The following is an 18964-nucleotide window of genomic DNA, read 5'->3' on the forward strand; positions in this document are numbered from 1 at the left end:
GAGGGGCGGCACGTACGGACGGAAGACCATCGCCCCGCCCCGGCATGCCCGCCTCGATTGTTCGTTTATGGGCTGTTGATCGTTTATGCAGTGGCATCCTCGACAGTCGAGACCGGTCCGCCAAGGACAATCCATCCCAACGGAAAGGTCTCGCGATGTCGCCGAGAACGAATCGCTCGCTTGTCACCCGCACCGCGGTCGCCACGCTCCTCGCAGCCGCGGGGTTACTGGCCACTCATGCCACGGCCCGCGCCGCCACCCCCGCCGCACCCTCCGACACCCTCGTCAACGGTGGCACCCTGGCCTCCGGCGCGGCCCTCTCCTCCGGGAACACCCGCCTCGTCATGCAGCAGGACGGCGACCTCGCCCTCTACACCACCGGCGCCAACGGCACCGACCCGCAGCTGCGTTGGCACTCCGGGACCACGGGCTCCGGCAACAAGGCCGAACTGCGCACCGACGGCAACCTCGTCGTCACCGCCCCGAACGGCGGCGCGCTCTGGCAGAGCCGGACCGGCAACGCGGACTGCCTCCACATGCCGTGGACCAAGCTCGCTCTCCGTTCCGACGGCGGCATGTACATCCTGTCGGGGACCGACAGCGAGGCCCCCTATCTGGTCCCGCTCTGGTCGGCGACCTACGGCCTTCAGTTCCCCTGCGGCGCCCCCGCCGCCCGGTGAACGACCCCGCCCCGGGACTGGGATTCGCCCTGCTCGGCCCGGTGCGGGCCTGGTGCGACGGCGTGCCGGTCGGCCTCGGGCAGCCTCGCTCGCACGAGGTGCTCGCGGTACTGCTGGCCGCCGCCGGCCGGGTGGTGTCGCTGCCGCTGCTCGTGGAGGCCGTATGGGACGAGGGTGACCGGCCGGCCCGCGCCGCGCACTCGGTCCGTACCCATGTGTGGCGGCTGCGCCGGGCCCTGGCCCGGCACACCGCCGAGCCGGTGCTCGTCACCGTCGGCGACGGCTACGCGCTGCGCGCCGCCGCCTGTGCCGTGGACCTCTGGACCTTCGAGCGCGCCCAGGCGCGGGCCGAGGAAGTGCGGGCCGCCGGGGGCACCGCCGGGCAGGCCCGCGACATCCTCGCGGGAGCATTGGATCTGTGGACGGGCGAGCCGCTGGCCGGACTCCACGGACCCCACGCCCGCAACCTGCGCGTCCGCCTTCAAGAGGTACGGCGGTCCCTGCTGGAGGCCCGGCTCGGTCTCGACGCCGAACTCGGCGACCGGCCCCAGCTCGCCGCCGAAGCGGGCACCTGCGTCATGGAGTTCCCGGCCAGTGAGCCGCTGCGCGCGGTGCAGATGCTGGCGCTGTACCGCTCCGGCCGCCAGGCGGAGGCGCTGGGCGTCCTCGAGGACACCCGGCGGTACCTGGGTACCGCGCCCGGCGCCGAACTGACCGCGCTGCACCTGCGGATCCTGCGCTCCGACCCCGCCCTGAGCCTTCCCGACACCACCGGCCCCGGGCCCCGCGCACCGCGCTCCGACGGCGCCTTCCCCTCGCCCGTACCCGGCTTCACCGGGCGCGGCGAGCAACTCCGCGAGCTCACCGCGTTGCTGGCCCGGCCGACCGCCTCGGCCGTCGTCCTCTCGGCGGTCAACGGCATGGCGGGCGTCGGGAAGACCGCGCTCGCCGTACAGACCGCCCACGGGCTCGACGAGAGCGCCTTCCCGGAGGGGCGCCTGTACGTGGATCTGCGCGGCGCCGACGCCGATCCCCTGCACCCGCACCACGTACTGGAGGGATTCCTCCGGGAGTTGGGCATCGCCGACGAGGACGTCCCCGAGGACGCGGACGAACGCGTCGCGCTCTATCGCACGTTGATGGCCGACCGCCGGATGCTTCTGCTGCTGGACAACGCGGCCTCCTGTGAACAGCTCAGACCGCTGATCCCCGGCAGTGCCGACTGTGCCGTCCTGGTGACCAGCCGCTCCTGGCTCACCGGTCTGGCCGGGGCACACCATCTGCGACTGGACGTCATGCCGCCCGAGGACGCCCTCGGCCTGCTGCGGCGGACCGTCGGCGATCACGCCGTGGACGCCGAACCGGAGGCCGCCGTCGCGCTCGTGGCAGCCTGCGGACATCTGCCGCTCGCCCTGCGGATCATCGCCTCCCGGCTGGCGGCCGAACCCGGCCGGCCGCTCGCGGACATGGTCCGGCGGCTCGCGGACGAACGCGGACGCCTCGACGAACTGCGCACCGGCGACGCCGCCGTGGACGCCGCCTTCGAGCTTTCGTACACCACCCTCACTCCCGAACAGGCCCGCGCCTTCCGGCTGTTGTCCGTACCGGAGATCCCCGACCTCGCCCTGCCGAGCGCGGCCGCCCTGCTGGGGCTGGGCACCGACGAGGCCGAGGAGCTCCTGGAATCCCTCGTCGAACTCAATCTGCTGGAGTCGCACCATCTGGGCCGCTACCAGTTTCACGACCTCGTCCGCGCCTTCGCCCGGGCCCAGCGCGCCCGCCGGGACTCCACCGGCACGACGACCCGCGCCCTCGCCGGTCTGCTGGACTTCTGCCTCGCCACCGCTCGCAACGCCGACGCGGTCGCGCACTCCGCCGAGCCGGACGAGCGCACGCTCATCGACATCGCACCGGCCTCCCCGGGGCTGCCCTTCGCCACCGCCCAGGAGGCCACCGACTGGATGCGCGAGGAGACCGCCCTGCAACGGGCGCTGATCGCCCGCGCGTGCGTCGACGAGGGTCTGCCGCTGCCCCAGGCCGCCGATCTCGTCGACCGGCTCAACACCGTGCTCTCCGGCATCACCCACCTCACGGAGGTGTCGGAACAGGCCCGGCACGTCGCCGAGGTCGCCGCGCGGCGAGGCGACCGGCCGTCCGAGGCGCTGGCACGTTACGTCCGGGGCAACGCCCTGTGGCACGCCAATTCCTTCCCCGAAGCCGAGGCCGAACTCCACCGCAGCCTGGAACTGTGCGCCCCGGACGCCGACTTGCGGCTGCGCGCCTCGGCGCACCTCACGCTGTGCGCCCACGCCCGGGTGCGCGGCCGCTTCGAGGAGGCGGTCGCCCACGGGGAGGCGTCGGTGCGGCTCTTCCGGACGCTGGGCGCGGCGACCGCCGAGGGCACCGCGCTGGGCGAGCTGGCCTTCAACTACGCCCGGCAGGACCGTCTTTCCGAGGCCAGAACGGCGGCCGAGCGCGGGGTGGAACTGCTCGGCGGCCGGGAATCGGTGTCCAAGGCCATCGGTCTGTACTACCTGGCCCGGGTCCTGCGCCTGTGTGGGGACCCGGACGAGGCCCTGCGCCGGGCCGAGGCGGGCCTGGCACTCTTCCGCGCCCTCAACGTCTCCTCCTTCGAGGCCGCGTCCGGCAACCTGATCGCCGAACTCCACGCCGACCAGGAGCGGTACGCGCTCGCGGCGCGGACCGCCGAGACGTTCCTGCCGCTGGCCCGCAAGGTCAGCGCGATGCTGGAGGGCGGCCTGCTCCGGACGCTCGGCCGCAGCCTCCTCCACCTCGGACAGCGGGCCCGTGCCGGCGCCTGCCTGCGGGCCGCCCTGGAACTCTTCGAGGGGCTGCGGGCCGAGCAGGACGTCGAGCAGATCCGCGGGCTGCTGAACGCGGGGGGCGGCAGCACCGTTTATCGACCGGTGAACGCGGACCGGCAGTCTCTGTGACGCAGCAGGAGCTGCCCCGCACACCGTCTCAGGAGGAACTTCCATGCAGCCCGTTCGTACCCTCGTCGCCCTCGGTCTGGGCACCCTGGCCACCGTGGCCGCCGTCGCCTCGCCCGCCGTCGCCCAGGAGCCCACGTACGTGCCCACCACGCCCGGGCGGCACTGCGTGGCCGACACCGGCAACGGCACCGTGTCCTGCTTCCCCACCTACCGGGAGGCCATCGCGTTCGCGACCCAGGGCCGTGTCACCGACGCCCCCGACGACACCCGGGCCGCCGCACACGACACGAAGCTCCAGGAACGCCTCAGCGGTCCGCGGAGTGAACACGGTCTCAAGCTCGCCAAGAACTCGGAGGCCGGCCTGCAGGGCGAGTCGAGGGTCCTCGGCACGCTCTACAGCGACAAGGACTTCGGCGGCTCGTCCCTCACCTACTCGGGCACTGTCGGCTGCGGCTGGCGTTACCCGGAGTTCGCGAGCATGGTCTCGGGCTGGAACGACCTGGCCAGCTCCACCGCCTCCGGCCAGTGCGACGTCACGCTCTACCAGCACGCCAACTTCATCGGCTTCAGCCAGACCTTCCGCGGCAACGTTCCCTACGTCGGCGACGCCATGAACGACCAGGCCAGCTCGGTCAGCTTCGACCGCTGACCCACCCGCTCCACCTGACCCACCCGGACCGGCGCGGCGCCACCCCTTCCGGCGCCGCGCCGGTGTTCGGTGGGGCGGTGCCGACAGTGAGGGCCCAGTCGTCCGAGGACGACGCACCGGCCCGATTCTCGCCGTGACCGGTCTGTTGATCACTTGCTGGACAGGCGAAGGCCGCCGGACCAGGTCTCACACCGGACACGGCCGGAGTCGAAGGTGATCTCCAGCACGCGCCGCCCGCTGTCCGGGCAGCTCTCCTCGCTGACTGCGAGCACCGTATCGCCGAGGTGATCCGCGAACGGAGTCTCCCCGCTGGTCGCCGCCACCTCGACGCGGCCGGATTCCGCCATGTCGTATCCCGCGAAAGGCCTCGACGTCTCTACGATCACGCACCAGTCCGAACCGGTCGTGATGCGCGTGGCGACCGTCTCGCTGTCGATCAGCCACACGTCCAGTGGGCCGGATGGAGCCTCCGAGCCGTGCAGGTGCCACGAGGCGACCACTTGCTCAAGACGGCGTCCGACCAGGTAGTCAGGAAACGCACCGTTCCCGTGCAGCGGGCATTCGCTTCCGCTCTTCGACTCCACCCGTCGACCGTACCGTCAGACCAACCTCCGGCTCGCATCCTTGTACGGGATCGCTCTCAGCACCGCTTCCGGTCGTAGCGGGCCCGGGCGAGGCGCAGCGCCGTCGCGTACAGGCCGAGGACGATACCCAGCAGCAGGTAGTACAGCGCGGGCGGCGGGGTCATGGCGAGCATCGGCCCCAGTGGCGTCAGCGGCAGCAGCACCCCGACCAGGGCGAGGACCGCGGCCGCGCGGCGCACCGGGCCGGAGGCGCCGCGCGCGCCGGGGACTCCGCGCAGCAGGATCATCACCAGGGCCTGGGTGAGCAGATTCTCGGTGAACCAGCCCGAGTGGAAGGCGTCCTGGAGGTCGTCCGCCGACCTGGTGCTCAGGAACAGGATGGCGAACGTGGCCACATCGGCCGTCGCGTTGAGCAGCCCGAAACCGGTGAGGAAGCGGAGGAATCCACGGGGCCGCAGCCGGGCCGGGCGCCGGAGCGCCACCGGGGAGGGGCGGTCGTAGGCGAAGGCCAGCTGGGCTGCGTCGAAGCACAGGTTCTGCACCAGGACCTGGGCCGGGAGCATCGGCAGGAAGGGCAGCAGGAGCGCCGCGGCGAGCATCGCGAGGACGTTGCCGACGTTCGAGGACAGGGTGATGTGAAGATAGCCGCCGATCGTCCCGCCGCACAGCCGGCCCGCCGTGACCGCGTGTTCGACCGCCGCCAGATCCTTCTCGGCGAGGACCACGTCCGCCGTTTCCCGAACGACGTCCACCGCCCCCTGCGGACAGATGCCGACGTCCGCCGCGCGCAGGGCGGGCACGTCGTTGGCGCCGTCGCCGAGGAACCCGGTGACCAGTCCCTGGGCACGCAGGGCGGTGACGATACGGGCCTTGTGCTCGGGTGTGCAGCGCGCGAAGACCGTGGTGTGCCGCACCGCCTCGGCGAGCGCGGCGTCGTCGAGCCGCCTGAGATCCTCGGCGGTGCGCACCACGCCCGGATCGAGGCCGAGTTCGCGGCAGGCGTGGGCGGCGGTGCCCGGGTGGTCTCCCGTCAGGATCCGCACCGCCACCCCGCGCCGGGCCAGACTGCCGAGGGCCTCGGCCGCGGTCGGGGCGAGCGCGTCGCGCAGGACGACGAACCCGAGAAAGGCGAGGCCCCGTTCGTCGGCCGGGGTGTAGTCCCGGTGGCGGGCCGGGCGTTCGGAGAGGGCCACGGCGAGCAGCCGGGCACCGGTGGCCGCCTCCTGCCCGGCGAGCCCGAGGAGACGCTCGCGGGTGTCGCCGTCCAGCGCGCACCGTTCGAGAACGTTCTCCACGGCGCCCTTGACCACCAGGGTGTGGGTGCCGAGCCGGCCGGGACGGCGTACGACCGCGGTCGCGAGACGGCGTACCGCGTCGAAGGGCAGCGCCGCCACACCGTCGCAGTCGAGCAGGGGGACGTCCGTGCCGGCGGCGTCCAGGACCGCCTCGTCGAGGGCGTCGGGGGAGGGCAGTTCGGCGAGCTGGAGCGTCCACCAGGCGTTGACGGCGGCCCAGTGCAGGACCTCGGGATCGTCCTCCCCGCGCGCGTTCACACTGCGCGCGACGACGGGCCGGTCCTGGGTGAGGGTGCCCGTCTTGTCCAGACACAGGACGTCGACGGCGCCCAGGTCGTGCAGCGCCGGCAGCTGTTTCACGATCACCTTGTGGCCGCGCGCCAGCCGGGCGGCGCCGCGGGCCAGCACCGTCGTCACCACGACGGGCAGCATCTCCGGAGTCAGCCCGACCGCCACCGCGACGGCGAACGGCAGGGTCTCCAGACCGCGGCCGTGCAGCGCCGCGCCGGCCAGGAGGACGAGCGGCGGGGTGAGCAGCATGAACCGGACCAGGGTCCAGGAGATGCCGTGGACCGCCTGGTCGAAGGCGCTGTCCCGGCGCCGGGCGGCCGCCCGGTCCCGGTGGGCCGAGGCGTAGCGGGTACGGGCACCCGTCGCCACGACCACGGCGGTCGCGCTCCCGTACGCCACGCTGGTGCCGAGGAAGCACAGATGCGGCTCGGCGAAGGGCACCAGGTCCGCGTGGTCCGGGGCGTCGAGCGGGTGTTTGGCGACCGGCGCCGACTCGCCGGTGAGCGCCGCCTCGTGGACGCGCAGCCCGCCGGCGCGCAGCAGCCGTACGTCGGCCGGCACCAGATCGCCGGGGCCCAGCCGAATGATGTCGCCCGGCACCAGCTCCGCGGACGGGATCTCCCGGGGCGCCGGAGCCGGCCCGTCGGGCCCGGGACGGCGCAGCACGGTCGCGGTCGTCGCCACCGACGCGCGCAGCGCGGCCATGGCCCGGTCGGCCCGGTGCTCGCCGCCCGACCGCAGCAGACAACTGACCATGACCAGGATGAGGATCACCCCGCCCGTGCTCCAGGCGGCGACGGCCGTGGAGATCAGGCCGAGGCAGAGCAGGACGGCGGTGAAGGGGTCGCGCAGGCTGCGCGCGAAGCGGCGCGGCCGGGACACCGGCCGCCAGGCGGGCAGGATGTTCTCCCCGTACCGGGCCAGCCGCCGCGCCGCCTCCTCGTCGGTCAGCCCGCGCGGTCCGCTGTCCAGCCGGCGCATCAGCCGGTGCACGGTGAACGCCTCGTCGCCGGCCGGTACGGCGCCGGGCTCGGCCGCAATGCTGCCGGACCCGGCCGCCGGGCCGTCCGGAACGGACCTCGCGCCGTGACCCGGGCCGCGACCGAGGCCGGGGTCGGCGGCGGGACCGGGGCCGGGGCCGGGACCGGTGACGGCGGGGTCGGGAACGGTCGCCTCAGGCACCGGTGCCACGGAGCCGCACCAGCGTGCGGGCGCTGAGCTGACCCACCATCACCCGCACCACCGTCACCACGTCGGGGTCGTCCACGTAGTAGACCTGCCGCCGGCCCTCACGCCGCGAGCGCACCAGGCCCGCCAGCTTCAGCTTGGTCAGATGCTGGCTGACCGCGGGCAGGGCGCCGCCCACCCGCTCCGCGAGCCCCGTCACATCGCTCTCGCCCTGCGCCAGCGCCCATACGATGTGCAACCGCGCGGGGGACGACAGGAGTCCGAACGCGGCGGCGGCCTCCGCCAGTACCTCGGCGGGAGGATCCGCGTAGCCGCCCGCGTCTGCCGCCACCACGGCTCACCTCTCCCATGCCCGGCCCGAAAACCCCCAGTCTAGGGCCTGCCCCGCCGGATCACGGCCGGGGAGGGCCGCCCGGCGCGGTGCCCGGCCGCGCCGCCGTCTGCCCGGCGGGCCCGGCGCGGGCTTCGCGGTCGGCCCGCGGGGCGGCCCCGCCCGCACGCGGACGACCGCCCCTCTCTTTGGACTCGCGGGTCCAATCGCCGCTGCCTACAGTCCTCGTCAGAGCGCTCGGACCCCTGTTTCCCGTACAGAGAGAGGTACGAATCATGCACGCGATCCGCATCGAAGAGCACGGCGGTCCCGAGGTGATGCGGTGGACCGAGCTGCCCGACCCGGTGGCCGGCCCCGGTGAGGCGCTGGTCCGGCTCGGGGCGGCGGGCGTGAACTTCATGGACACGGGAGCCCGCGAGCAGGGCACCCCCGGCTGGGTCGCCCCGCTGGTCCTGGGAGCCGAGGGGATGGGGTACGTCGTCGCTCTCGGGGAGGGGGTCGACAGCCTCGCGGTCGGAGACCGGGTGGCCTGGTACTACCACCCGGGTAGCTACGCGGAACTCCTCGCCGTCCCCGTGGACTCCCTGGTGAAGGTGCCCGAAGGCATCGCGGACGAGACCGCGGCGGCCGTGATGCTCCAGGGCCTCACCGCCCATCACTTCACCACCGCTTCGTACGCCGTCCGCCCCGGCGACACGGCCGTGGTGCACGCGGCGGCCGGCGGGGTGGGCCTGCTGCTCACCCAGATGATCAAGGCGCGCGGCGGTACGGTGATCGGCCTGGTCTCCCGCGAGGAGAAGGCCGCCATCGCCAAGGAGGCGGGAGCCGATCACGTCCTGGTCCGGTCGGGTGGCGGGTTCGAGGACGAGGTACGGGAACTGACCGGCGGCCAGGGCGCGCACGTGGTCTACGACGGCGGTGGCAGCGCGACGTTTCGTTCCTCGCAGCTGTCGCTGCGCCCGCATGGGGTGCACGCCTACTACGGCCCCTTCATGGGTGTGCCGGAGATCAGGCCCACCGACCTGCCCCAGAGCATCCTGCTCACCTACCCCGTGGTCCAGCACCATGTTCCGACCCGTGAGGCATTGGTCCGCCACACCGGAGAGGTGTTCGACATGCTCCTCGACGGGAAGCTGACCGTACGGATCGGGGGCCGCTACCCCCTGGCGGACGCGGCGCGGGCGCACCGGGACATCGAGTCGCGCAGGACCACCGGGAAGCTGCTGCTCCTGCCCTGACCGGTGCTCGCGGTCCTCGGGGCCGGCCCCGGCCCCGGCCCCGGCGGCCGGCCTCGCCCCTCCGAGGCCGGCCGGGGAACCGCCGAGCGACTCCACCCGTTCCTTGATTCCGCGCTCGTCACCGGACGCCCGCGCACGCCGATCGCGACGGACCCGCCGTCCGCCGACCGGCGGTGAGGGCGCCCTCCAGGGAGGAAGTGCCGTGCAGTTGACCCGGAAGGGCGTCGAGACCAAGAGGCGCATCGTCGAAGGAGCCGCCCTGGAGATCCGTAGCCAAGGGGTATTCAGCCTGCGGCTCGAGGACGTCATGGGCCGCACGTCGACCAGCAAGAGCCAGCTGTTCCACTACTTCCCCGGTGGAAAGGACGAGTTGCTGCTGGAGGTGGCCCGGTACGAGGCGGCCCGCGTGATCGACGACCAGCAGCCGGAACTGGGCTCGCTCGTCTCCTGGACCGCCTGGTGGGAGTGGCGGGACAAGGTCGTCGCCCGCTATCGCGCGCAGGGCGGGGACTGCCCGCTGCACGTGGCGCTGTCACAGTTGCGGGCGACCACGGACGCCGCGCGGACGGTGGCGGGCGAGCTGATCGGCCAGTGGCAGTCCCAACTGGCCGCGGGCATCCGCTCCATGCAGGGCATCGGCGAGATCAGGCCCGGACTTGACGCCGATCGCGCGGCGGCGGCTCTGCTGGCCGGAGTCCAGGGCGGAGTGATGATCTTCCTGACGACGGGTGTCATGGACCACCTGGAAGCCGCGCTGGACGAGGGCATCGCACACCTCGGCGGCGCGGCAGCCGCCCCGGCCCGACCGCCCCGGCCGGCCGCCACGGCCTGATCCGCGTCCGACGCGCGACTTGGCCGGCCGTGGCCACAGCGCGTATCCGCGAGAGACCCGACGCGGGGCGATCTCTGGTACCCCCTCCGGACAGGGACCCCTCAGGCACCCCGCCGGACGGCTTCCTCCCGGTCCTCGACGAGCTGTCCGCAGACCGCCGCGACCTCGGGCCCACCGTCCACGAGCGCGTCGTGCACACCGGTCGCGAGCCAGTCCGCCTGGTCGTCGCCGGCCTCGGCGAACGCGAGGGCGACGAGCCCGGCGGCGGCCTTGGTCCCCGTGCCGGCCAGAGCTCTGGCCGTCTCGGGTGTCACGGCCGTGTCCTCGGCGTCCAGCAGGAGCCGCACCAGCGCGTCGGCGGCCTCGGGGACATCGGCGAAGGCGGCGAGGACACGCCCGGCCCGCGCCCGGCGAACCCAGGAAGGATCCGAAGCCTCGGCCAAGGCAGCGTCGAACCCACTCGTTCTCTTCGGCATGGTCGGACGGTCTCATGCCGGCCGAAGGGACTGGAAGGGACCGGAGCCCGGCACCGGACCCCGGAGCCAGGACCGGACCCCGAGCCCCTGCGTCATCCGACCGGTCCCGTGCCGTCGCCCGCTCGGCCGTGGGGGCCGTCTCCTGCGGTTGTACGGGGAGCTCTCAGACGCGCGGGGGAACCGAAGCCGGCACCCGGGCCGCGTCCGGCGCGGGCAGCCGGAGGGTGAAGCTTGTACGGCCCGGCAGGCTGGTGACCGTCGCCCGCCCACCGTGGGCGCGGACCACCGCGTCCACGAGCGCGAGGCCGAGGCCGGTCGAGCCGCTCGCGCGCGAGCGCGGGGAGTCGCCCCGGGTGAACCGGCGGAAGACCCCGGGCAGCAACTCGGCCGGGATGCCCGGGCCGTCGTCGGTGACGGTCAGGACGACACCCGCCGCACCGTCCTCCGAGCCGCCGTCGGTGCCGGCACCGGCACCGGCACCGGCATCGGCATCGGCATCGAGGGCGACGGTGACCCGGGTCCCGGCCGGCGTGTGCAGACCGGCGTTCGCCAGCAGGTTGGCGAGTACCTGGTGGAGACGGTCCTCGTCGCCGGCGACATGGACGGGTTCCTCGGGGAGTTCGAGTTCCCAGTGGTGCCCGGGGTGCCGGGCCATGGCGTCCGCCACCGTGTCGAGGACCACCCGGGTCAGGTCCACGTCGTCCCGCCGCAGGCCGCGGCCCGCGTCCAGCCGGGCGAGCAGGAGCAGTTCGTCCACCAGCAGGCTCATCCGGCGCGACTCGGCCTCGATGCGTTCCAGCGAGTGCCGGACGTCGTCGGGCAGGGTGTCGCCGTGGCCGCGCAGGACGAGTTCGGCCCGGGCGCGCACGGTGGCCACGGGGGTACGCAGCTCGTGCCCCGCGTCGGCCGCGAAGGTGCGCAGCCGCTCCTCGACCACATGGCGGCGGTCCAGGGCGTCGCCGACATGGCCGAGCATCCGGTTGAACGCCCCGGTCAGCCGGCCCGCCTCGGTCCCCGTCCGGGTCTCGGGCAGCGGCGCCGGCATGGCGACCTGTCCCGCCGCCAGCGGCAGTCCGGTCACCTCGTCGGCGGTGGCGGCCAGGCGTTCGAGAGGGCGCAACGAGAGACGGGTCCACGCGGCGGCCGTCACTCCGGCGGCCGTGAGGACGATCGCGAACACGGCCGTCTCCACCGCCACGAGCCGGTCCACCGTCTCCTCGACGGGGTGCAGCGGCAGCCCCGACAGCAGGACGTCGCCGTCGTCGCCGCTCCACGCGGCCACCCGGTACGCGCCGAGGTGGCCGAGGCGCAGGGTGCGGGGCCGGGCGTCCGGGGGCAGGGTGGTGAGCGCCCTCGTGTCGGCGGCGGTCAGCGGCACCGTGACGTCGCTCGCGCCGCGCACCACGACGGCGCGGTCGACCCGATCGCCCAGCGCCCGGGCGCCGAAGGTCCCGTCGGCCTGGCCCCGGGTGTCGCCGAGGCTGGCGGCGTCGTCGGTGTTGTCGGCGTCGGGCCGGTGCTCGTGTTCGAGGCTGACCGCGAACCGCCCGCCACCCGCCACGACCTGCTGGTCGAGCCGGCTGATCAGGAAGCTCCGCAGGGCGACCGCCGTGACCAGGCCGACCACGCCGCAGGCCAGGGCGAGGAGGACGACGAGACCGGCGGTGAGCCGGGCGCGCAGCGAGCGCGGCGGCCGGAACCGGAACCGGAGCCAGGACCCGAACCGGCCCCGGAGCCGGGAGCGCCGGCCCGGTGGTGTCGGCGTCATCGCCGTTCGGGGCGCAGCACGTAGCCGACCCCGCGCACGGTGTGGATGAGCGGGGAGCGGCCGGCGTCGATCTTCTTGCGCAGATAGCTGACGTACAGCTCGACGACGTGGGCGCGTCCTCCGAAGTCGTACTGCCAGACGTGTTCCAGGATCTGTCCCTTGGACAGCACCCGGCGCTGGTTGAGCAGGAGGAAGCGCAGCAGCTCGAACTCGGTACGGGTCAGCTCGACGGGCCGGCCGCCCCGGGTGACCTCGCGGCCCTCCTCGTCCATGACGAGGTCGGCGATCGCCAGCCGCGGCCCGCTCCCCTGGACTCCGTCGGCGCCCGTGGCGGTCCCGGTGCCCGTACCGGCGAGTCCGGCCCGGCGAAGCAGCCCGCGCAGCCGGGCCAGCACCTCTTCGAGGCTGAACGGCTTGGTGACGTAGTCGTCGGCGCCCGCCGTGATCCCGGCGATCCGGTCCTCGACGGCGTCCCGCGCGGTCAGGAACAGCACGCACACCCCCGGCCGGGCCGCCCGGAGTCCGGCCAGCACGTGCGGGCCGTCGTGGTCGGGGAGCATCCAGTCGAGGACCACGGCGTCGGGCCCGAAGTCCGCCCCGGCCGAGGCGGCCTCGGCGGCCGTGCCGGCGGTGCGCACCTCCCAGCCCTCGGCGAGCAGAGCGGCGGCCAGGACCTCGCGGAGGTCCGGCTCGTCGTCGACGACCAGTACACGGGGCCGGGTGCCGTCGGGGCGGAGCGGGACCTCGGTGCGTATCGGCGGGTGGTTCATGGTGCTCCCAGCATGCCCGACGGTGCCGGGCGCGTGAGCGGCACGGTGCCTCTGAGTCTCCTCTGAAGCGACACGCGCGGCCGGAGCCGGCCGGAGCCTCCTGCCCGCGCGGCGCCAGGCGGCCCCCGACCGGAGCCTCCGCGCCCGCCCGCGGCAGCCCCCTCCGGAAGCCCTTGAGGCAGATCCCCATCTCGGGCCCCCTTCTCAGACCCCCTTGTCGAACCCTTCAGAAGATCCTCAGAGGTTCGCGTTCCACAGTGGGGGAGCCCCCGGTGTCCGACACCGGGCGGCACCCGACGACACCCGACGAGACCGCGAGGGAGTGGACGTGATCACGGAAATCGCCCCGACCGGGTGCCGGTCCGGCCGGCACCGCACCGGCCCGGGCGCCGACGCGGCACCGGCCGTGACGGTCGCGTTCCAGACACTGATCTGGACCGGGGCGGCGGCGGTGCTCGCCTTGTGGTGGGCCGACACCCCCTCGGTGGTGGGACCGGTCGGCTGGTTCACCGGCGCGGGCCGGATCACCGGTCTGCTCGCCGGGTACGCCTGCGCGGTGCTGGTGATCCTCATGGCCCGGGTGCCGCTGCTCGACCGCACGCTGGGCACCGACCGGCTGGCCCGCTGGCACGCCGCCGCGGGCCGCCACACCGTCGGACTGATGCTCGCCCACGTGGTGCTGATCATCGAGGGGTACGCGCTGACCGTGCGGACGGACCCGTTCACCGAGAGCGCGCGGGTGGTCCTGCACTATCCCGACATGCTCGCGGCGACCGCCGCGCTGCTGCTCCTGCTCCTCACGGCGGCGGTCTCGGCGCGCGCGGCCCGGCGCCGGCTGAGCCACGAGACCTGGTACCACCTGCATCTGCTCACCTACGCCGCGGTCTTCCTCGGCTTCGGGCACCAGATCGGGAACGGTGCCGACCTCGGCCGGCCGGCGGTGGGGGCGGCCTGGTACGCGCTGTACGGGGCAGCCGCAGCGCTGATCGTCTGGTTCCGGCTCCTCGAACCGCTGCGCCTGTACCGGCGGCACCGGCCGCGGGTCGCGGAGGTCCGGCCGGAGGCGCCGGGCGTGGTGTCGGTGCTGGTCACCGGCGAACGTCTGGCGGAACTCGCCGTACGCCCCGGCCAGTTCTTCCGCTGGCGGTTCCTGGCCCCGGGGCTGTGGTGGACGGCTTCGCCGTACTCCGTCTCCGCCGTCCCCGACGGGCGGGGCTTGCGGATCACGGTGAAGGCGGTGGGCGGCCACAGCGCGGCGCTCGCCGCGCTGCGCCCCGGCACCCGGGTGTGGGCCGAGGGGCCGTACGGGGCCCTCACCGGCGACCGGGCGGCGGGCCGGCCCGCGCTGCTGCTGGCGGCCGGGGTGGGCATCACCCCGCTGCGGACGCTGTTCGAGACGCTTCCGGGCGATCCGGTACTCGTCCACTGGGCCCGGCGGCCGGAGGAACTGGTGCTGCGGCACGAGATCGACGCCATCGCGGCATGGCGCGGCGCCCGCGCGTACTACTCGGTGACCCGGCCGGAAGGCCACCGGCTGCCGCTGGACGCCCGCACCCTGCACGAGCTGGTGCCCGACCTCGCGCGCCGGGTCTGCTATCTGTGCGGCCCGCCCGGCTGGACGGCGGCGGCCGAGGCGGCCCTGCGCGCGGCAGGCGTGCCCGCCCGCCGGATCCACCACGAATCCTTCGCCTTCTGACAGCGACCCCGAGTCGGAGTCCGAGCCCGATCCAGCTCCGGTCCGCGGACGCGTCCGCGTGCCCGACCCAGGGGTCCCGCTCCCGGTCGCTTTCCCCTTTCCGTTCCCGTTTCCGCCCCCGTCTTCGCTTTTTGGTCCGCTCGCCGCCGGACGTCCCAGGAAGGGCCCTCGATGCGCCGTACGCTGCTCTCCGCCGCCGTGACCGCGGCCGGGGTCTGCACTCTGCTCGCCCTCAAGCCGCACCAGCCGGCCGTACGACCTGTCATCGGCTCCGGGTCCGGGTCCGGCACCCCGGCCTCCGGCACGTACACCGGGGAGAGCGTGGAGACCCGGTACGGACCGGTGCAGGTACGGATCACCGTCAGCGGCGGGCGGATCACCGAGGCCACCGCGGTCAGGACGCCCTTCGCGAACGAACGCGACCGGGAGACGGCCGGGTACGCGGTACCGGTGCTCACCAGCGAGACGCTGGCCGCGCAGAGCGCGCGCGTCGACGCGGTGTCGGGGGCCACGTACACCAGCGAGGGCTATACGCGGTCCCTGCAGAGCGCGCTGGACCAGGCCCGGACCCGGCCCCAGGCCCATGGCTGACGCCCGGTCCGGGCCCGTGGCCGGTGTCGCGACGGGCCCCGTCACCGGTGCGCCGTGGCGGCACGCCGAACCGGTGATGGGCACCGTCGTGTCCTTCACGCTGCGGCACCGGCCGACGCCCGCGCTGCGGGCGGCCCTGGACCGGGCGGTGGCGTTGCTGCACGAGGCCGACCGGGAGTTCTCCCCGTTCCTTCCGGACAGCGCGACAAGCCGGCTGCGGCGCGGCGAGCTGGGCCGGGCGGACGCCCCGGCGCGGGTACGGCGGGTGCTGGAATTGTGCGAACTGGCGCACAGCCGCACCCGGGGCGCCTTCGACGCCTGGGCGGCCGGCCCGGTCGATCCCTGCGGCCTGGTCAAGGGGTGGGCAGCCGAACGGGCCTGGCGGGTGCTGCGCGCGGCGGGTGCCGGCGACACCTGTGTGAACGCGGGCGGGGACGTACGAGTCGGCGGCGCGCCCGGCCCCGGTGGCGTCTGGCGCACCGGGATCGCCGACCCCCGCCGGTCCGGGCGGCTCCTCGCGGTCGTGGCGGGGCGGGACCACGCGGTCGCCACCTCGGGGACGGCGGAACGCGGCGCCCACATCACCGACCCGCGCACCGGGGCCCCGGCCGCCGGACTGCTCGCGGCGACGGTGACCGGGCCGGAACTGCTGTGGGCCGACGTGTACGCGACGGCGGCGGTGGTACTGGGGGAGCGCGAGGCCCATCGGTGGATCACCGCGCTGCCCGGGTACGCCCTGCTGACCGTCACGGCGGACGGCGAGGCGCGCGCGTCGGCGGACTTTCCCTTCGCGCCGGTCGTGTAGCGCGCGGGCGGCCGAGGTGCGCCCCTCCTCGAAGCCCCTCCTCGGCGCCCCTTCTCCGCGCCCCTCCGGTACGACGGCTCAGGCCACCAGCAGCCGGAGGCCCAGCTCGGCCGCGTCGAGACCGGCCAGATCGCGGTTGCGCTCGGCCCACCGGCCCGAGGCGAGATCGTCGCGGAGCCGGTCCACCGCCCGCCGCTCCGCCTCCGGGCCGACCCTGGTCCAGACCGACACCGCGCGGCGGACGTGCTCCTCCAGGTAGGCCTCGGGCCGGCGCCAGTAGGCCTCGAAGAAGCCGTCGGCGCAGTCCCAGGGGATGAGGACCGGCTCGATGCGGGCGCCGATCGCATCGGCCAGCTCGTTGATCGTGGGGCGGCCGGCGACGAGGCCGGCGACCTCGGGCAGGTAGTCGCGGCTGAGCCAGAACCGTCGACGCCAGCCCACGTCGCTGGAGTCGTGGGTGAACACCACCACGCGGCGGGCCACCCGCCGCATCTCGCGGAGCCCTGCGATCGGGTCGTGCCAGTGGTGGATGGTGCTGAAGGCCATCGCGGCGTCGAAGGACCCGTCCGCGAACGGAAGGCTCTCCGCTTCGGCGGCCACGCACGGTGCCGCGTCCGCCGGACGCAGGGCCCGCATGACGGCCGACGGCTCGACCGAGGTCACCTCGCGGTCCGGGGGCTCGTAGGAACCGGTGCCGGCCCCGACGTTCAGGACGGTCCGCGCGTTCCCGAGCGCCGCCTGGACCTGGGCGGCGATCCGTGGCTCGGTACGCCGGGTCGCCGGGTACGCCGACCCGATGGTCTCGTACAACCGCGCCCCGAAGACCTTCAGTTGGTCCTCCGAGGTCGTCCTGATCCCCATGGCCCGTGCCTCCAGTTCGGTGTCGATGGCCGTCACCATGGCGGCCGCCCGGTCGCGCTGCTCCAGCAGCAGACCGCGCAGCCGGTGCAGGTGCGCGACCGCGTCGGTGGCCGGGTCGTCGACGAGATCCGCGATCTCGCGCAGTCCGAAGCCCAGCCGCCGGTAGGTGAGCACCTCCCGCAGCCGCTCCACGTCGCCCGCCGCGTAGACCCGGTAACCGGCCGTGGTCCGCGCCGATGGCCGGACCAGGCCGATCTCGTCGTAGTGGTGCAGCGTGCGGACGCTCACCCCGGCCAGTCCGGCCACGCGCCCCACGGTCAGATGCTCTGCCACGTCCCCGAGCCTGGTGCCTGACGTCACGTGAGGGTCAAGCGCGGCGCGCCGGACGCCGGGTCGCGCCGGTCACGAGGCGTAGGAGGCGGCGTAGCAGGCGGAGCGTCCCTCGACGGTGAAGTCCTCGAAGTCACCGGCCCGTTCGCAGTCGAGCAGCCATCCCAGCGCGTGCTCGGCATCGGCCGCGGACTCCTCGGCCACCTCGTCCGTTGACGCCTCGGCCCCGGGCATACCGGCCCCGGGCGTGCACCGGTACCGCAAGTACCGCTTGGTCGCCTCCAGCCCACCGCCGCACAGCAACTGGACGTCGATCGAGCAACTGGCATCCATGCTGGCGGCCTTGGCCTCCCAGATGAGCGGGACGTCGTCGAGAACCCCGGCGTGGAAGAGCTGGACGCAGCACAGCTTCATCAGCCGGGTGTCACCGTCCCCCTGCTCCTCTTCCTCCAGCCGGGTCCGTTCCACGAGCAGCCGGCGCACCTCGTCGAGGTCCGCACCGGTCGGGTGCGGACCATGGCGGTCGAGCCACTCGTCCTCGGTCACAAGCCTTTGCCCTTCGTTCGCGGCGGACACGCCGCGCGCCCGGCCGAGGGGATCATGTCACGGCGATTCGGGCCCGCCCGCCGGGTGGCCGGCACCCGTCGCCCGGACCGTCTCCGAAGCGCGGGCGGCTCGGGGTTGCGGTTGCCGCTGCGGCAGCTTCTACCGTCGTGACCAGGCCGGAGAGACCGGCCTGGCGATACGGACACGCGGGAGTGGTGGCGATGGAATGGCCCATTTCCGAGGTGGCGCGGATGTCGGGCGTGACCGCCCGGACACTGCGTCATTACGACGAGACCGGTCTGCTGACTCCGAGCCGTACCGGTGCCGGCGGGCACCGGTTCTACGAGGAGCGGCAGATTCTGCGGCTGCAGCAGATCCTGGTGCTGCGGGCGCTGGGGGTCGGGCTGCCGGAGATCGGCCGGATCCTGTCCGAGCAGGTAGACGAGGTGGAGGCGCTGCGGGGCCATCGCAGGCGGCTGCTCGCCGAGCGGGACCGGCTCGACGCCCTCGCCGGATCCGTCTTCCGCGCGATCGCCGCACTGGAACAGTCCAGGAAGGACGGACGACCCATGACCATCAATCGACCGGAGAACCTGTTCGAGGGCGTCGAGCCCTCTCAGTACGAGGAGAACATGCGTGAGTTCCCCGGGCTCGCCGCGGAGCTCGGGCGGCGTGCCGCCGGGATGAGCCAGGCCGACGCCGACGCCGCGCACCGTGCGCGCACCGCGCGGATGATCCGGCTGGCCGAACTCATGGCCGCGGGCCACCCGGCCGGCGCGGAGCCGGTCCAGGCCGAGATCGACGCCCAGTACCGGGCGCTGGCCGGGCTGCGGGCCGTCTCCGCCGAGGAGTACCGGGCCATCGGGCGCGCGTGTGTCGACAACGACACCTGGCACGCCGCGTACGAGGCGATCGCGCCGGGGCTGGCCGCGTACCAGCACGACGCGATCGAGGTCTACGCCGCCGCCCGGCTGAGCTGAGCCGGTGGGCGGTGCCCGGCACCGCGCGGGGGTCGCCCCGCGGGGCGCCGGGCACTGGACGCGCCGGGGGCACCGCAGACACCGGGGAACGTCGGAACG

17 protein-coding genes are annotated in these 18964 nt (G+C 74.1%); 9 read left to right on the top strand and 8 right to left on the bottom strand.

Annotated elements, in window-relative coordinates:
• Nucleotides 1–155: 155 nt before the first annotated feature.
• The 3 genes from ACGFRB_RS25915 to ACGFRB_RS25925 are packed head-to-tail and all read left to right on the top strand — an operon-like array spanning nt 156 to nt 4283.
• A complete protein-coding gene (locus tag ACGFRB_RS25915; protein ID WP_393246398.1) occupies nt 156–680 on the top strand; it encodes a hypothetical protein in 525 nt (174 codons plus the stop codon).
• Nucleotides 677–3634 carry a BTAD domain-containing putative transcriptional regulator gene (locus tag ACGFRB_RS25920; RefSeq protein WP_393246400.1) on the top strand — a complete coding sequence of 986 codons (2958 nt, stop codon included), beginning with the start codon at nt 677–679 and terminating at the stop codon, nt 3632–3634. The genes ACGFRB_RS25915 and ACGFRB_RS25920 overlap by 4 nt, the downstream gene beginning before the upstream one ends.
• 43 nt (nt 3635–3677) lie before the next feature.
• The gene (locus tag ACGFRB_RS25925) at nt 3678–4283 is read left to right on the top strand and encodes a hypothetical protein (protein WP_393246402.1); all 606 of its coding nucleotides are present in this window, start codon (nt 3678–3680) and stop codon (nt 4281–4283) included.
• A 149-nt stretch (nt 4284–4432) separates the two neighbouring features.
• Here the strand turns inward: ACGFRB_RS25925 and ACGFRB_RS25930 are convergent, their stop codons facing one another.
• From ACGFRB_RS25930 to ACGFRB_RS25940, 3 genes are read right to left on the bottom strand one after another with little or no spacing between them, the layout of a single operon-like run.
• Complete coding sequence (locus ACGFRB_RS25930) at nt 4433–4867, bottom strand: hypothetical protein (protein ID WP_393246404.1); 435 nt, start codon at nt 4865–4867, stop codon at nt 4433–4435.
• 56 nt (nt 4868–4923) lie between these two features.
• The gene (gene mgtA, locus ACGFRB_RS25935) at nt 4924–7644 is read right to left on the bottom strand and encodes a magnesium-translocating P-type ATPase (RefSeq protein WP_393246406.1); all 2721 of its coding nucleotides are present in this window, start codon (nt 7642–7644) and stop codon (nt 4924–4926) included.
• On the bottom strand, nt 7628–7972 hold the full coding sequence (locus ACGFRB_RS25940; protein ID WP_361222860.1) for a metalloregulator ArsR/SmtB family transcription factor: 345 nt from the start codon (nt 7970–7972) through the stop codon (nt 7628–7630). The genes mgtA and ACGFRB_RS25940 overlap by 17 nt, the downstream gene beginning before the upstream one ends.
• Nucleotides 7973–8247: 275 nt before the next feature.
• On the opposite strand from ACGFRB_RS25940, the gene ACGFRB_RS25945 reads away from it, so the two are divergent.
• Both ACGFRB_RS25945 and ACGFRB_RS25950 read left to right on the top strand, forming a co-directional pair.
• Nucleotides 8248–9210 carry a quinone oxidoreductase family protein gene (locus tag ACGFRB_RS25945; protein ID WP_393246408.1) on the top strand — a complete coding sequence of 321 codons (963 nt, stop codon included), beginning with the start codon at nt 8248–8250 and terminating at the stop codon, nt 9208–9210.
• A 202-nt stretch (nt 9211–9412) separates the two neighbouring features.
• Nucleotides 9413–10042 (top strand): TetR/AcrR family transcriptional regulator, encoded by a 630-nt coding sequence (locus tag ACGFRB_RS25950; RefSeq protein WP_393246410.1) that lies wholly within the window; start codon nt 9413–9415, stop codon nt 10040–10042.
• A 101-nt stretch (nt 10043–10143) separates the two neighbouring features.
• Here the strand turns inward: ACGFRB_RS25950 and ACGFRB_RS25955 are convergent, their stop codons facing one another.
• The 3 genes from ACGFRB_RS25955 to ACGFRB_RS25965 form a co-directional block, all read right to left on the bottom strand.
• Entirely contained in the window at nt 10144–10518 is a 375-nt protein-coding gene (locus ACGFRB_RS25955) for a hypothetical protein (protein WP_393246412.1), read from the bottom strand.
• Between the two features lie 163 nt (nt 10519–10681).
• The gene (locus ACGFRB_RS25960; RefSeq protein WP_393246414.1) at nt 10682–12286 is read right to left on the bottom strand and encodes a sensor histidine kinase; all 1605 of its coding nucleotides are present in this window, start codon (nt 12284–12286) and stop codon (nt 10682–10684) included.
• The gene (locus tag ACGFRB_RS25965; protein WP_393246416.1) at nt 12283–13056 is read right to left on the bottom strand and encodes a response regulator transcription factor; all 774 of its coding nucleotides are present in this window, start codon (nt 13054–13056) and stop codon (nt 12283–12285) included. The genes ACGFRB_RS25960 and ACGFRB_RS25965 overlap by 4 nt, the downstream gene beginning before the upstream one ends.
• A gap of 328 nt (nt 13057–13384) precedes the next feature.
• Between ACGFRB_RS25965 and ACGFRB_RS25970 the strand changes: the two genes are divergently transcribed.
• The 3 genes from ACGFRB_RS25970 to ACGFRB_RS25980 all read left to right on the top strand — a co-directional run bounded on the left by ACGFRB_RS25970 (nt 13385) and on the right by ACGFRB_RS25980 (nt 16148).
• On the top strand, nt 13385–14752 hold the full coding sequence (locus tag ACGFRB_RS25970) for a ferric reductase-like transmembrane domain-containing protein (RefSeq protein ID WP_393246418.1): 1368 nt from the start codon (nt 13385–13387) through the stop codon (nt 14750–14752).
• A 171-nt stretch (nt 14753–14923) separates the two neighbouring features.
• Complete coding sequence (locus tag ACGFRB_RS25975; RefSeq protein ID WP_363010191.1) at nt 14924–15343, top strand: FMN-binding protein; 420 nt, start codon at nt 14924–14926, stop codon at nt 15341–15343.
• The gene (locus ACGFRB_RS25980) at nt 15336–16148 is read left to right on the top strand and encodes an FAD:protein FMN transferase (protein ID WP_393246420.1); all 813 of its coding nucleotides are present in this window, start codon (nt 15336–15338) and stop codon (nt 16146–16148) included. Before ACGFRB_RS25975 ends, ACGFRB_RS25980 begins: the two co-directional genes overlap by 8 nt.
• Nucleotides 16149–16226: 78 nt before the next feature.
• Here the strand turns inward: ACGFRB_RS25980 and ACGFRB_RS25985 are convergent, their stop codons facing one another.
• Together ACGFRB_RS25985 and ACGFRB_RS25990 are read right to left on the bottom strand one after the other, a co-directional pair.
• Entirely contained in the window at nt 16227–17342 is a 1116-nt protein-coding gene (locus ACGFRB_RS25985; RefSeq protein ID WP_393246422.1) for a methyltransferase domain-containing protein, read from the bottom strand.
• A gap of 69 nt (nt 17343–17411) precedes the next feature.
• Nucleotides 17412–17885, bottom strand: coding sequence for a hypothetical protein (locus ACGFRB_RS25990; protein WP_393246424.1), 474 nt, complete (start codon nt 17883–17885; stop codon nt 17412–17414).
• 221 nt (nt 17886–18106) lie between these two features.
• On the opposite strand from ACGFRB_RS25990, the gene ACGFRB_RS25995 reads away from it, so the two are divergent.
• Nucleotides 18107–18865 carry a MerR family transcriptional regulator gene (locus ACGFRB_RS25995; RefSeq protein WP_393246426.1) on the top strand — a complete coding sequence of 253 codons (759 nt, stop codon included), beginning with the start codon at nt 18107–18109 and terminating at the stop codon, nt 18863–18865.
• Nucleotides 18866–18964 lie beyond the last annotated feature (99 nt).

The sequence above is a fragment of the Streptomyces sp. NPDC048718 genome (genome assembly GCF_043198875.1).
Taxonomy (GTDB): domain Bacteria; phylum Actinomycetota; class Actinomycetes; order Streptomycetales; family Streptomycetaceae; genus Streptomyces.

Coding starts and splice junctions, on each gene's coding strand:
- ACGFRB_RS25945 (WP_393246408.1), top strand. CDS start 8,248: ATGCACGCGATCCGCATCGAAGAGCACGGCGGTCCCGAGGTGATGCGG.
- ACGFRB_RS25955 (WP_393246412.1), bottom strand. CDS start 10,518: ATGCCGAAGAGAACGAGTGGGTTCGACGCTGCCTTGGCCGAGGCTTCG.
- ACGFRB_RS25925 (WP_393246402.1), top strand. CDS start 3,678: ATGCAGCCCGTTCGTACCCTCGTCGCCCTCGGTCTGGGCACCCTGGCC.
- ACGFRB_RS25975 (WP_363010191.1), top strand. CDS start 14,924: ATGCGCCGTACGCTGCTCTCCGCCGCCGTGACCGCGGCCGGGGTCTGC.
- ACGFRB_RS25965 (WP_393246416.1), bottom strand. CDS start 13,056: ATGAACCACCCGCCGATACGCACCGAGGTCCCGCTCCGCCCCGACGGC.
- ACGFRB_RS25980 (WP_393246420.1), top strand. CDS start 15,336: ATGGCTGACGCCCGGTCCGGGCCCGTGGCCGGTGTCGCGACGGGCCCC.
- ACGFRB_RS25915 (WP_393246398.1), top strand. CDS start 156: ATGTCGCCGAGAACGAATCGCTCGCTTGTCACCCGCACCGCGGTCGCC.
- ACGFRB_RS25960 (WP_393246414.1), bottom strand. CDS start 12,286: ATGACGCCGACACCACCGGGCCGGCGCTCCCGGCTCCGGGGCCGGTTC.
- ACGFRB_RS25995 (WP_393246426.1), top strand. CDS start 18,107: ATGGAATGGCCCATTTCCGAGGTGGCGCGGATGTCGGGCGTGACCGCC.